This is a genomic window from Xylanimonas oleitrophica, from assembly GCF_003244315.1.
In the GTDB taxonomy this organism is placed as follows: Bacteria; Actinomycetota; Actinomycetes; order Actinomycetales; family Cellulomonadaceae; genus Xylanimonas_A; species Xylanimonas_A oleitrophica.
On the sequence record NZ_QKWH01000018.1, the window covers coordinates 1 to 12501 of the forward strand.

At 76.8% G+C, this 12501-nt stretch carries 11 protein-coding genes and 1 pseudogene; 4 read left to right on the forward strand and 8 right to left on the reverse strand.

The annotated features are described in order from the left end of the window. Both DNL40_RS15305 and DNL40_RS15310 read right to left on the reverse strand, forming a co-directional pair. Positions 1-507 (reverse strand): annotated as a pseudogene (locus DNL40_RS15305) (hypothetical protein); the annotation flags it as partial. Positions 508-647: 140 nt separating this feature from the next. Next, a complete protein-coding gene (locus DNL40_RS15310) occupies positions 648-968 on the reverse strand; it encodes an MTH1187 family thiamine-binding protein (RefSeq protein WP_111252134.1) in 321 nt (106 codons plus the stop codon). 134 nt (positions 969-1102) lie between these two features. On the opposite strand from DNL40_RS15310, the gene cofD reads away from it, so the two are divergent. Further along, a complete protein-coding gene (cofD, locus tag DNL40_RS15315; RefSeq protein ID WP_111252135.1) occupies positions 1103-2065 on the forward strand; it encodes a 2-phospho-L-lactate transferase in 963 nt (320 codons plus the stop codon). Beyond that, complete coding sequence (cofC, locus tag DNL40_RS15320) at positions 2062-2766, forward strand: 2-phospho-L-lactate guanylyltransferase (protein WP_245885984.1); 705 nt, start codon at positions 2062-2064, stop codon at positions 2764-2766. The genes cofD and cofC overlap by 4 nt, the downstream gene beginning before the upstream one ends. Before the next feature lie 7 nt (positions 2767-2773). Here cofC and DNL40_RS15325 read toward each other — a convergent pair whose 3' ends face one another. Further along, entirely contained in the window at positions 2774-3418 is a 645-nt protein-coding gene (locus tag DNL40_RS15325; RefSeq protein WP_111252136.1) for a nitroreductase family protein, read from the reverse strand. A 71-nt stretch (positions 3419-3489) separates the two neighbouring features. Between DNL40_RS15325 and DNL40_RS15330 the strand changes: the two genes are divergently transcribed. After that, positions 3490-3672: a hypothetical protein gene (locus tag DNL40_RS15330; RefSeq protein ID WP_111252137.1), complete on the forward strand. Its 183-nt coding sequence runs from the start codon at positions 3490-3492 to the stop codon at positions 3670-3672. Positions 3673-3726: 54 nt separating this feature from the next. Here DNL40_RS15330 and DNL40_RS15335 read toward each other — a convergent pair whose 3' ends face one another. After that, positions 3727-4941: a GNAT family N-acetyltransferase gene (locus DNL40_RS15335; protein WP_111252138.1), complete on the reverse strand. Its 1215-nt coding sequence runs from the start codon at positions 4939-4941 to the stop codon at positions 3727-3729. Between the two features lie 141 nt (positions 4942-5082). Then, positions 5083-8106: an FAD-binding and (Fe-S)-binding domain-containing protein gene (locus DNL40_RS15340; RefSeq protein WP_111252175.1), complete on the reverse strand. Its 3024-nt coding sequence runs from the start codon at positions 8104-8106 to the stop codon at positions 5083-5085. Positions 8107-8359: 253 nt separating this feature from the next. On the opposite strand from DNL40_RS15340, the gene DNL40_RS15345 reads away from it, so the two are divergent. Then, complete coding sequence (locus DNL40_RS15345) at positions 8360-9433, forward strand: NAD-dependent epimerase/dehydratase family protein (protein ID WP_111252139.1); 1074 nt, start codon at positions 8360-8362, stop codon at positions 9431-9433. A gap of 117 nt (positions 9434-9550) precedes the next feature. Here DNL40_RS15345 and DNL40_RS15350 read toward each other — a convergent pair whose 3' ends face one another. The 3 genes from DNL40_RS15350 to DNL40_RS15360 form a co-directional block, all read right to left on the reverse strand. Then, positions 9551-9994, reverse strand: a complete 444-nt coding sequence (locus DNL40_RS15350) for an OsmC family peroxiredoxin (RefSeq protein ID WP_111252140.1) — start codon at positions 9992-9994, stop codon at positions 9551-9553. Between the two features lie 128 nt (positions 9995-10122). Further along, the gene (locus DNL40_RS15355) at positions 10123-11607 is read right to left on the reverse strand and encodes a hypothetical protein (RefSeq protein ID WP_111252141.1); all 1485 of its coding nucleotides are present in this window, start codon (positions 11605-11607) and stop codon (positions 10123-10125) included. 118 nt (positions 11608-11725) lie between these two features. Then, positions 11726-12271, reverse strand: coding sequence for an RNA polymerase sigma factor (locus DNL40_RS15360; protein ID WP_245885985.1), 546 nt, complete (start codon positions 12269-12271; stop codon positions 11726-11728). Between the last annotated feature and the right edge of the window lie 230 nt (positions 12272-12501).

The window sequence follows — 12501 nt, forward strand, 5'->3', positions numbered from 1 at the left end:
CCCGTGCACCACGCCCAGGCGCAGCACCTCGACCGGCATGGTCGGCTGGCGCAGGAAGTCGACGGCGTTGAGGACGTCCTCGTCGGCCTCCTGGCAGATCACGATGAGGCGGGCGCCCTGGCCGGGCTGGGTGCGCTTGACCGGCACGGAGTCGTAGAACTCGGCCACGTCGCGCTGGAACGCGTGCGCGCCGCCGTGGTACCGGGCGGCGAGCTGCCCGCGCGTCATGCGCCCGGCAGCGCCGGCGTGGTCCAGCGCGCGCGACAGGGCGGCGTCGTCGAGCCGGGCGACGAGCTCCACCACCACCGGCGAGCCGGACGCGTCGAGCGCGAGCAGGTGCGGCTCGTCAGGCCCCTCGCCGGAGATGACCGGGAAGACCTGCTCGCCCAGGAGCCCGTCGATGTGGGACTCGACCACGCGGTGCGCGCTCGTACCCACGCCGGGGCGGGGCGGGCGCGGCCCCGGGACGATCTGAGGGCGGTCTCCCTCGACCTCGAACAGCGGCACCGGATCCACCTCCCGTCTCGTCGGGCGACGCTCGCGCGGTGGTGACCGCGCCGTGCGACCTTCTCCGCACGTCGCCCATACCTTACGCGGCTCAGCCGGAACTTCCGTGACACGTGCCACGTCCGACGAGGTGAAGGTTGTCAGGAGTGGCCGGACTCCTCGGCGTCGGCGGCCAGGCGCTCCTCGACGCGCGCGACCTTGGCGTCGAGCTGGCCGGTGAACCCCGGCCGGATGTCGGCCTTGAGCACCAGGGAGACGCGGTGCCCGCCCTGCCCGACGGCGTCGGTGGCCGCCTTGATGACGGGCATCACCTCGTCCCACTCGCCCTCGATCTCGGTGAACATGGCCGTGGTGCGGTTGGGCAGCCCCGACTCACGGACGATGCGGACGGCCTCGGCGACCTGGTCCGCGACGGACTCGCCCGCACCGAGCGGGGCGACGGAGAATGCGAAGACAGCCATAGGCCCATCATGCCGAGGAACCGCGCGTGCCAGAACCCGCACGCGGTGTCCCGTGCGCCGGTCCCGGCACCGGGGACGGGAGGCGGCAGGGCCTCGGCGTAGGCTCGGCGGCGCCTCGGCGTAGGCTCGGCGGCGTGAGCTCTCCCCGTGTCACGGTGCTCGCCGGAGGTGTCGGCGGCGCCCGCCTGGCCCACGGCTTCGCCCTCGCCCTGCCCCGGCCCTCGGACCTCGACGTCGTCGTCAACGTCGGTGACGACACCGAGCTGCACGGCCTGTGGATCTCCCCGGACCTGGACACGGTGCTGTACACCCTGGCAGGGCTGAACGACGAGGAGCGCGGCTGGGGGCTGCGCGGGGAGACGTACGCGACGCTCGAGCAGATGGCGCGCCTGGGCGAGGACACCTGGTTCACCCTCGGGGACAAGGACCTGGCCACCCACGTGGTGCGCACGGCCGCCCTGCGTTCCGGGCAGCCGCTCAGCACGGTCACCGCCCGCCTGGCCGCCTCGCTCGGCGTCGCCCCACGGCTGCTGCCCGTCACCGACGACCGGGTGGCCACGGTGCTCACCACGCCCTCGGGGCGCCTGGCGTTCCAGGAGTACTTCGTGCGCAGGCAGCACGCCGACGCCGTGCTCGACGTCGCCTACGAGGGCCTGGCCGACGCGCGCCCCGCCCCCGGCGTGCTCGACGCGGTCACGGGTGCCGACCTGCTCGTGGTGGCCCCCTCGAACCCGTTCCTGTCCGTGGAGCCGGTGCTCGGGGTGCCCGGCGTGCGGGACGCCGTGCGCGCCCGTGGCGAGGCGGGCGCCGGCCGCCGGGTGGCCGTCAGCCCGATCGTGGGCGGCCAGGCCGTCAAGGGGCCGGCCGCGCAGATCCTGGAGACGCTGGGCCACGAGGTCTCGGCCCTGGGCGTCGCGCGCCTGTACGCGGGTCTCGTGGACGTCATGGTGATCGACTCCGCCGACGCCCACCTCGAGACCGCCATCGGCGACCTCGGGCTCGACGTGCTGGCGACCGACACGATCATGGGCGGCCCCGCCGGCCGCGAGCGCCTGGCCCGCGAGCTGCTGTCCGCCGTCGGGCACGCGCTGCCGTGAGCGGCGGCTCCGGCCGGCCGGAGGTGGTCGCCGTCGTGCCGCTGCGCGACGGCGTCTCGGGCAAGTCGCGGCTCGCGGCCGCGCTGACGCCGGACGAGCGCCGCCGTCTGGTGGCGGCGCTGGCGCGGCACGTGGTGGGCACGCTCCGGGAGTCGGACGGCGTGGGGTGGGTGCTGGTGGTGACGGCGGACGTGGCCTTCGTGGAAGAGGTGCTGGCGGGGCTCGGCGGCCCCGGCCCCGCGGGCGGCGCGCACGAGGGGCACGGCGAGCACGGCGTGCGCCCGGCTTCCCTGGAGGTGCTGGCGCAGCCCGCGGACCGGCCCGGCCTCAACGCGGCGCTCGACGTCGCCCGGGAGCACGTGCGCGCCACCTCCCCCGACGCCGTGCTGCTGGTGGCCCACGCGGACCTGCCCGCGATCACGCCCGGCGACGTCACCGCCCTGCTCGGCGCCGCGCGGGAGGCCGACGTCGTCGTCGCCACCGACCGGCACGGCACCGGCACCAACCTGCTCGCCCTGCCCGCAGGCGCGGCCTACGACTTCCGCTTCGGCGCCGGCTCCCGCGGCGCGCACGAGGCCGAGGCGGCACGCCGGGGGCTGCGCGCCGTCGTCGTGCAGCATCCCGGGACGGCCGCCGACCTGGACACGATCGACGACTGGGACCAGCTGCCGGCTGCCGCGCGGGCCCGCCTCGCGGGCTGACACCCTCTCAGGCGCCGAACCGGCCCCGGTGCACCACCTCGTCCAGGGGTCGGCGCCGGCGCCGCGAGGGAGAGCCTGCCGCGCCCTCGCCCGGGTCGGCCCGGTGCCCGACGGCGATCGCCCCCGTGGGCTCCCACGCGGCGGGCACGCCGAACGCCTCGTGGAACGCCGGACGCTCGGCGGCGCCGATGCCGAAGAAGCACGCACCGAGCCCCAGGTCCACGGCGGTCTGCAGGATCAGCAGGGACGCCATCCCGGCGTCCACGTGCCAGTACGGCACCGGCCAGCGCGCCTCGTCCTCCGGGGTCCACGCGCCCGGGCTCGCCAGCCCGGCCCCGGCCTTGTCCGGCTCGGCGTACCGGCCCAGGTAGGCGGCCTTCGAGGCCATCGGCACCACGATCAGGGGCGCCCGGCCCATACCGGCCCGCCAGGCCGACATGTCACGTGACGACGACGCCGGCGAGGCCGCGGCCCAGAACCGCTCCCGGTCCTGCGGCGCTTCCAGCACGAGGAACGACCAGCCCTGGGTGAACCCGGCGCTCGGTGCCCGCACCGCGTTGCTCAGCAACCGGTCCACGTGCTCGGGCGCCACGGGCTCGTCGGTGAACGACCGCACCATGCGGCGGCGGCGGACGACGTCCTGGAACTCCATGGCGACATGGTGGCACTCACCACACGCCCCGGGGCGTGCAAGAGCCCTGGTGGTGGGGACATAGTGAGGGCATGAGCAAGTCTGGCCGCCTGCAGCGCGGCGACGTCACCGCGGGAGCGATCGCGGCCGCGGTGGTGGCCGTCCTCATCGCCGCGGCAGGGTTCCTCGCCGTGTGGACCGCCGGAGGCCAGGCGGGGGACGTGCGGGGCGTGGGCTCCGTCAGCGTCGAGAGCACGAGCAGCGCCGCGCGCTGACCACGCCGGCTGTCGCGCCCGAGGCCCTCGCGCGGACCGCGGCGGACCGCCCGCTCAGCGAGGCCCGGTGACCGGCGGCGCGGGCGGCAGCGGCAGGCGCATCTCCTCCACCACCACGCGGTAGCCCAGCGAGTCGTACAGCGACCGGGCCACCGTGTTGTGACCGAACACGTTCAGCCCCAGCACGTCGAGCCCGGCCTCGCGGCACCACGCCGCGGCGGCACGCATGGTGGCCCGCCCCAGGCCGCGGCCCCGGTGCTCGGGCCGCAGGTGCACGTCGTACACGAACGCGGCCGACGGCGGTCGCAGCCCCAGCCACAGCACGCCCGCCACCTCGCCGGTGGTGGCGTCCTGGACGTCGAACAGCAGCTGACCGTCCGACTCGAGACCCCGGGGCAGCAGCTCCTCGTACTCCTGGTGGGCGCGCGCCAGCGCGTCCTCGAACGTGCCGCCCGCCGAGTCGTGCAGCTCGTGGGCGTACTCCTCGACCGCCCCTGCGAGATAGGACTCGAAGGACTCCGGGGTCATGGGCACGAGCCGCACCACCGCCTGCCCCGGCTCGGCCTCGGGGTCGGTGTCCGGCTCGGCCTCGGCACCCGCCAGCCCGGCGAACCGGGTGACAGGCTGCCGCGCCGCGGGCCCGGCGTCCGGCGTGGCCCCGGCCCCGGTCAGCACGCCGACCGCCCCGGCCACAGCGGCCCCGTCCGCCCCGTCGACCGCAGCAGCCTCGTCGACCCCGTCGACCCCAGCGGTGCCCGCCGCACCGTCGCCGACCTCGCTCCGGGCAGCCTCAGGCCCGCCCGCTCCGGGGCCCGCCGCCGGGGCGGTCACGGTTCCCAGCTCGAGCACCATGTTGCTGGCCGTGGGCACGAACGCGCCCGCCGCCACGAGCGCCGTCGGGGTGGGAGCCCCGGCCATCCGGTCCACCAGCAGGAGCGTCGCGTCGCCGGCACGGGCGTGGGACTCCAGCAGGGCGAGCAGCTCGTCGGCCGGGGCGTCCACGTCGGCGTCCAGCACGAGGAGGTCGCCGGGGTGGCGGGCCAGCCACACCCAGCCCACCTCACGGTCGTCGTCGAGCACCCGGTGGAGCTGCGTGCCCGACAGGCCCTCAGCGGGCGCCAGGTGGTCCACGGCGGCGCGCGCCTTCGCGGCAGCGGTCTCGCCGTCGGCCCACAGCGGTGCGAACTGCCACCGGCGGCGGCGCTCGACCTGCTGGTCGCGCCAGGCGGCGTAGTCGGCCGCGGGGAACGGCAGGAGCTGGAGGGTCACGCCCGGCAGACTACGTGCCCGGAGCCACAGCCCGAAGTCGGCGGCCGCACCCTGGCGGTCACCCGGTCTCGACCTGACGAAGCCTGGGGGTACGCCTGGTCCGGCGAGGGCCGCATCCCTCGTCGAGACCAAGAGGACGCCTCAGAGCCGCTCGGCGATGAGCTCCACGAGCGCCTTGCCCTCCACGCCGGCGAGCTGCACGGCCTGGGTACGGCACGAGAACCCGTCGGCGAGGAACCCGGTGCCCTCCTCGGCGTCGCGCAGGGCGGGCAGGAGCGCGTTCTCGGCCACCTTGACCGAGACGTCGTAGTGGCCCTTCTGCATCCCGAAGTTGCCGGCCAGGCCGCAGCAGCCGGCCAGCACCTCGATCTGGGCGCCGGCGTCGCGCAGCAGCCTCTCGTCCGCCTGGTAGCCCATGACGGAGTGGTGGTGGCAGTGCGGCTGCACCACGGCCCTCACGTCCGAGAGGTCGGGCACCTGCCAGCCCGTCTCCTCGGCCGGTGCGGTGCCCGGCTCGGTGAGCAGCTCGGCCAGCGTGCGGGTGGCGGCCGCGACGGCGGCGGCGCGCGGGTCGTCCGGGAACAGGTCCAGCAGGTCGGAGCGCAGCACGGCGGTGCACGAGGGCTCCAGGCCGAGGATCGGGATGCCGTTGACCGCGTACGGGCCCAGCACGCCGAGCAGCTTCTCCAGCCGTCGGCGGGCGCCGTCGAGCTGGCCGGTGGAGATCCACGTCAGGCCGCAGCAGGCCTCCTGGTCGGGCACGACGACGTCGTAGCCGGCGGCCCGCAGCACCTTGACCGCCGCCTGGGGCACCGAGGGCGAGAGCGCGTCGCTGAACGAGTCCGTCCACAGCACCACGCGCGGGCGTCCGCCGCCGGGACGGCCCGGCGTCGCACCCCCGGACACCTCCGGCGGCACACCGCCGGTCGCGTACCCGCGCCGCCACCACGTGCGGAACGGCATCTCGGCGAAGCGCGGCACCTGGCGGCGGGTGTCCATGCCGCCCGCCCACAGCACGGCGCGGGCCAGCGGCCGCACGGACAGCACCTTGTTGACCGCCCCGGCGAACGGCCCCACGAGCCGGGCCCAGCGCGGCAGCCAGCCCAGCGCGTAGTGGTCCACCGGGCGCAGCCGCCCCTTGTACGTCCGGTGCAGCACCTCGGACTTGTACTGCGCCATGTCCACACCGGCCGGGCAGTCCGACGAGCACGCCTTGCAGCTCAGGCACAGGTCCAGCGACTCGTGCACCTCCGGCGCCGACAGGCCGCCCACGAGCGTGCCGTTCACGGCCTCCTGCAGCACGCGCGCCCGCCCGCGGGTCACGTCCTTCTCGTCCCCCGTGGCCTGGAAGCTGGGGCACATGAACCCGCCGGAGGCGTGGTTGTCGGCCCGGCACTTGCCCACGCCCACGCAGCGGTGCACGGCCGTGGCCATGTCGTGGTGGTCGTGCGCGAACGAGAAGCCGGCGTACCCGGTCTTGCGGGCCACCCCGCGCAGCGCCCCGTCACGGGCCCCGCCGCCGCGCGGGTCCACGGGCCGGCGCGAGAGCACCGGCAGCGCCTGGGGGCGCCGCAGGTCCGCGTCCAGCGCCGCCGGCCGCACCACCACCCCGGGGTTGAGGAGGTCCTGCGGGTCGAACAGCGCCTTGAACCGCTCCAGCAGCGCGATCGCCTCGGGGCTGTACATGACGGGCAGCAGCTCCGAGCGGGCGCGGCCGTCACCGTGCTCGCCGCTGAGCGACCCCCCGTGCCGGGCCACCAGGTCGGCCGCCTCCGTCATGAAGGTGCGCAGCACGGACCCGGACGCCTCGAGCGGGATGTCGATCCGCAGGTGCACGCAGCCGTCACCGAAGTGGCCGTACGGCAGACCGTCCACCCCGTAGCGGGCCATGAGGGCGTCGAGGTCGCGCAGGTAGGCACCCAGCCGCTCCGGCGGGACGGCGGAGTCCTCCCACCCGGGCCAGGCCTGCTCTCCCCCCGCGCTCCCCGCGCCGCCGGGCGTCCCCTCCGCCGCCGGTCGCGGCGGGGTCCGGCCGGCGAGGCCGGCGCCGTCGGCGCGGATCTGCCACATCGCGGTGGCGTCCGGGCCGGCGGGCAGCACCTGCGAGTCCAGCGCGGAGGACGCCGCGACGATCCGCCGCGCGTTCGCCAGCGCCTCCTCCTGCGTCTCGCCGGCCACCTCGATCATCAGCCAGCCCGCACCCTCCGGCAGGGGCGGCACACGCGTCTCCCCCTGCGCCCTGCGCACCACGTCCACCAGGCGGGCGTCGAGACCTTCGACGGCCAGGGGGGTGGCTCCGTCCCCGACGGCCAGGAGCGCCGGGACGTCGTCGGCCGCCGAGGGCATGTCCGGGTACCCGAGCACCACGAGGGTCGGCTTCTGCGGCACCGGCACCAGCCGCAGGGTCGCACCCAGCACCGTCACGCACGTGCCCTCGGTGCCCACCAGCGCCTTGGCGAGGTCCGAGCCGTTCTCCGGCAGCAGGTGCTCCAGCGAGTAGCCCGAGACCTGCCGGCCGAACCGCCCGAACTGGGTGCGGATCAGCGCCAGGTTCTCCCGCACGAGCTCCTTGAGCCCCGGCACCGCGGCGAACTCCGGGTCGCCCGCCCCGGCGGTGAACCGGCGGCCGCGCCCGTCGACGACGTCGAGCTCCAGCACGTTGTCGGCCGTGCGCCCGTAGGCGACGGCGTGCGGCCCGCACGCGTTGTTGCCGATCATGCCGCCGAGCGTGGCCCGGTTCTGGGTGGACGGGTCGGGCCCGAACCGCAGCCCGTGCCGGGCCGCGGCCTTCTGCAGGGTGGACATGACCGTGCCGGGCTGCACGACGGCGGTGCGGGCCTCGGCGTCGATGCTCACCACGTGCTTGAGGTGGGCGGAGAAGTCGAGCACCACGCCGGGGCCGACGGCGTTGCCCGCCACCGACGTGCCCGCCCCGCGGGCCGTGACCGGCACCTCCAGCTCGCGCAGCACGTCCAGCGCCGCCACGACGTCCTCGGTGCTGCGCGGGTAGACCACGGCGTCGGGCAGCACGCGGTAGTTGGACGCGTCGGTCGAGTACTCGGCGCGGCGGCGGGAGCTGGTGTCGACGTCGCCGGAGACGACGGCGCGCAACGCGTCGGCCACGGCCTCGCGCGCCACCGCCGCGGCACGCTCGGCCTCCCGCAGCTCGTCGGCCGTGCGGGACGGCGCCGCGGAGCGGCCCTGGGCCGTGGTCGCCGGGGAGGTCGCCGATGTCGTCGATGTCGTCGCAGCCGCCACGGGCCGATTGTCGCACTGCGTGCCCGGCGGTGACCCGGCCGACCACGCCGACCCCGCCGGCCCCCGGCCGGATGCCGCCCGGTGCCGGGGTCGCTAGGTTCGGCTGCAGGATCCGGCAGCAGGGTCCAGCAGCGAGATCCACCGGCACGAGGGAGCGGGCATGCGGGTCGTCGTCGTGGGGGCCACCGGGAACATCGGCACCGCGGTGCTGCGCGCCCTCGCGGCGGAGCCCGTCGTCAGCGAGCTCGTCGGGGTCGCCCGGCGGGTGCCCGCCCCGGGGGCCGGGCACCCCTACGACCGCGCGTCGTGGGTCCCGGTGGACCTGACCGGCCCGCCCGGACGGGTACGCGCCGGTCTGGACGAGGCCCTCGGCGGGGCGCACGCCGTCGTCCACCTCGCCTGGGCGGTGCAGCCCAGCCACGACAGGCACCGGCTCGAGCAGGTCAACGTGGGCGGGGCGCGCGCCGTCGTCGACGCCGTGCTGCGCAACCACGTGCCGCACCTGGTGGTGCTCTCCTCGTCCGGCGTCTACTCCCCCGGCCCCGCCGACGACCACGCCGTCGACGAGGACTGGGACCGCGACGGGATCGCGTCGTCGTCGTACTCCGTGGACAAGGTGGCCACCGAACGCCTCCTCGACGACGTCGAGGAGCACCACCCGCACCTGGCGGTGACCCGGTTCCGGCCCGCGCTGATGTTCCAGGCGGACGCCGGGCCCGAGGTGGGCCGCCTGTTCCTCGGCGCTGCCGGCGCCCGCGCCGTGCGCCTCCTCGGCCGGCCGGGTGCCGGGCCGCACGGCGGCCGCCCCCGGTTCCCCCTCCTGCCCTTCCCCGCCGGGTTCCGCCTGCAGGCCCTGCACGCCGACGACGCCGCGGCCGCCGTGCGCACCGCCGTCGTCGGGCGTCACCCCGGACCGTTCAACCTGACCACCGACGAGGTGCTCACCGGCCAGGACCTGGCCGACCTCCTCGCGGGCGGCCGGCTCGCACCGGTGCCGCCCCGCCTCGTACGGACCGGCCTCGCCCTCGCGTGGCGAGCCCGGGCCGTGCCCGTGGGCGAGGGCTGGTTCGACATGGCGGCCCGGGCCCCGCTGCTCGACGCCGCCCGCGCCCGCCGGGTGCTGCGCTGGACACCGCAGCACACCGCCCGCGCCGTCCTCGTCGAGGTGGTCGACGCCCTCCTGCGCGACCGACCCGCCGCCACCCCCGCGCTGTCGTCCCGGGAGCGGGGCTGAACCGGCGACGAGACGGCACCACGCCCAGACGCCCCAGACGGCACCGCCCCGGCCCGGAGGTGCTCCCTCCCAGGCCGGGGCGGTGCCGTCTCGCCGCCGCAGCGGCGACCTCGCGGATCAGCCCTCGAAGGTCACGTCCAGCGTGATCTCGCCGACGCCCGCGAGCGCCTTCGACACCGGGCAGCCCGCCTTGGCGCGCTCGGCGGCGGCCTTGAAGCCGTCCGCGTCGATGCCCGAGGCGTAACCGGTCACGGTGATCGCGATGGTGGGGATGCGGAACCCGCCGGCCGGGTCGGGCCCGAGCGAGACGTCGGCCGAGACCTCGATCTGCTCCGGGGTGGCGCCGGCGCCGCCCAGCTCGCCCGAGAACGCCATGGCGAAGCACGAGGCGTGCGCGGCGGCGATGAGCTCCTCCGGGCTGGTGACGCCCTCGGCGTCGTCGGCCGCGCGGCGGGGGAACGAGACGTCGAACGTCGCGGCACCGGAGCTCGTCAGCTCCACCTGGCCGGAGCCCTGCTCGAGGGTGCCGTTCCAGGCGGTGCGTGCGGTACGGGTGGGCATGGCCTCTCCTTCGGTACGGGGGCGTGCTGCCGTCGTGGGACGGCGTCGCCTCTGACGCTAGTCCTGCGCGCGGGTGCCTGCCGACCGTTCCGCCGGACGCGAAGCGGCGGGGCCGTGCCCCCGGTGGGTCAGCGCGGGGAGAAGTCCAGCCCGGCGTCGGCCACGGCCGTGACCGTCCAGGTGCTTCCCTCGGCGTCGCTGAGCTCGTAGGCGGGCAGGAACACCACCGAACCGTCGGGGAGCCACTGCTGGGACAGGCCCAGCCGCGCTCCGGTGATGGTCACGTCGGTGACGGGCCATGCCAGCGGTGCGCCCGGTGCGGGCGGGGTGGGCACCCCGGTGGGCCCCTGCTCCTCCCCGACGCGCAGCTCGGCGATGCCGGGCAGGGTGGTGGGCGTGCTCGCCCCGAACCTGGGGTCGCCCAGGCGGCGGACCGCCTCGGCCGGGCTCACCACGGGGTACTCGCCCAGCGGCACGGCGTCGGCCAGGCTGCCGTCCACCGCCACCACGCCGGCGTCGGTCACCGTGGCGCTCCAGGCGTCCTCCGTGGCGGTGCCGCCCACCACGCGCCGGGCGCTGACCCACCGCGAGGGGTCGTCCTCGCCCGCCGGGCGCACCTGCACCTCGTACCCTGCCGGGTCGACGCCGAGCCGGCGCATGACGTCCGCGAGCGCCGCGGCGGCCTCGTCGTCGGTGACGCCGGTGGGCTGCGGGGTGGGGCAGGAGCCGTCCGCCGCGGGAGCGGCGCACGTCCACGGGTCACGCCCCGGGTCGGTGTAGCCGAAGCTGCCGCGGCCGTCGCCGGCCACCCACACCTGGGCGCCGCTGCCGTCCTGCGACCCGACCGCCCAGGAGGGGGTGCCGCCCTCCTGCGTGCGCACCTCGCCCGGCACGCCCAGGGCGGCTGCGACGCGGGCGGCGGTGGCGGCGTCGGCCACGGGTCGCGGGTCGAGCGCGAACGCCTCGGCCGAGCCGGCGTCCTCCGACAGCCCCTGGGCGTGGAACACGGTGCGGCCCAGGCCCCACGGTCCGCCGGCCATGACGCGGGCACCGCTCACGTCGCCCGGTCCGACGGCGACCTCCGCCTCCGGCAGCGTGGTGACCTCGCCGCGACTCCCACCGGGTGCGGCGAGGGACACGGGGGGTGCGGCGTCGCCCGCCTCGGCGAAGCCGTCGGCCGCCATGTCGAACGAGGCGACGGCGAGGCCGGCGGTGGGGCCGCTCCTGGACTCCGTCCCCGCCAGGTAGCTCGCCCCGCCCACCGCGACCACGGTGGCGGCGGCAGCGGCGACCAGCCACGACGTGCGGGGCCGGCGGGCGCGCCGGGCCGCCAGCTCGTCGCCCGGCGCGGGGGCGGTGGGCGACGTGGTCGGGGCGGTGTCCTCCCCGTCGGCCGCGCTCTCGGCCGCCATCCCGGTGCCGGTGCCGGCGGCGGTCTCGGCGGCAGGGCCGGCCTGCCCGCCCGGGCCGGTGGCACCGAGGAGGTCGTCCACCTTGGCGCGCAGCACTCCCTCGCGCACGTCGAGGTCGGCGGCCGGGTCGGCGGCCGCGACGCGGTCGAGGACGCCGTCGTCCCAGTCGTCGGTGCCGGGGCTCCGCTGCTCGTCGTTCATGGTGGTCCTCCTCCTGCTGGCGGCCAGCGGTGTCGCGGCCGCACCCCCTCTGTGTCCCTGGTGCCGCCCGGCTTGCGCGGCGGCTCGTGCCCGCGCCGGCCCGGCGCGGCGGCGCGCCTCAGCGCGCCGAGCTGCCCTGCGTGCGCGCGTCGTCGCCGTCCGACGCCGACTCCTCCGTGTCCCAGGCGACGCGCAGGCGCGCCCGGGCACGGGACAGGGCGGCGTCGGCCCCGCCGCGGGAGATGCCCAGCACGGCGGCGAGGTCGTCGCCGCCGAGGCCGTCCCACGCCACGAGGAGCAGCAGCCTCCGGTCGCGCGGCGACAGGCGGCCCAGCACGCGCCGCACCCGGTCGTCGTCGATCGCCAGCGTCGCGGGGCCGACGTCGTCGGGCTCGTCGGGCACGACGGCGAGCGGCAGCGCCTGCGTCTTGCGCCGGTGGTTGGCCAGCACGAACCCCGCGGTGCGGTAGAGCCACGGCAGCTCGGCTCCCTCCGGGACGTCCTCCCGCCGGCGCCAGGCGGTGGCCAGCACCTCGGCCGCGAGATCCTCGGCGGCCTCGGCGCGCGACCCGGAGCCGGGCAGACGGCGCACGAAGTAGCGGTGCAGGCGGCCGGAGTGCTCGGTGAACAGCGCGTCGAACCACGCGTGGTCGCGCGCGCTCACCGGGCGCCTGCCGGGCTGGGAGCGCACGGCACGCGGCGGCGCGCGGTCGCACGGGACTGGTCCATGCCCCGAATCTGTCGCACGGGCAGGCAACCTTGCACGAGTCACCGAAGTTCTTCCGGACGACTCCCAGCCGCCGTCCGCGCTTTTCACCCGCCGGTGGGCGAAGACCGTTCCGCCCCGGCCTGCCTAGCGTGGACCTGTGCCGACCGAGCGCCGCGCGCCGCTGG

Excerpts from the sequence above, each read along its gene's own strand:
- DNL40_RS15325 (WP_111252136.1), bottom strand. The coding sequence starts at position 3,418 with ATGGAGTTCCAGGACGTCGTCCGCCGCCGCCGCATGGTGCGGTCGTTC.
- DNL40_RS15345 (WP_111252139.1), top strand. The coding sequence starts at position 8,360 with ATGCGGGTCGTCGTCGTGGGGGCCACCGGGAACATCGGCACCGCGGTG.
- DNL40_RS15330 (WP_111252137.1), top strand. The coding sequence starts at position 3,490 with ATGAGCAAGTCTGGCCGCCTGCAGCGCGGCGACGTCACCGCGGGAGCG.
- DNL40_RS15310 (WP_111252134.1), bottom strand. The coding sequence starts at position 968 with ATGGCTGTCTTCGCATTCTCCGTCGCCCCGCTCGGTGCGGGCGAGTCC.
- DNL40_RS15355 (WP_111252141.1), bottom strand. The coding sequence starts at position 11,607 with ATGAACGACGAGCAGCGGAGCCCCGGCACCGACGACTGGGACGACGGC.
- DNL40_RS15350 (WP_111252140.1), bottom strand. The coding sequence starts at position 9,994 with ATGCCCACCCGTACCGCACGCACCGCCTGGAACGGCACCCTCGAGCAG.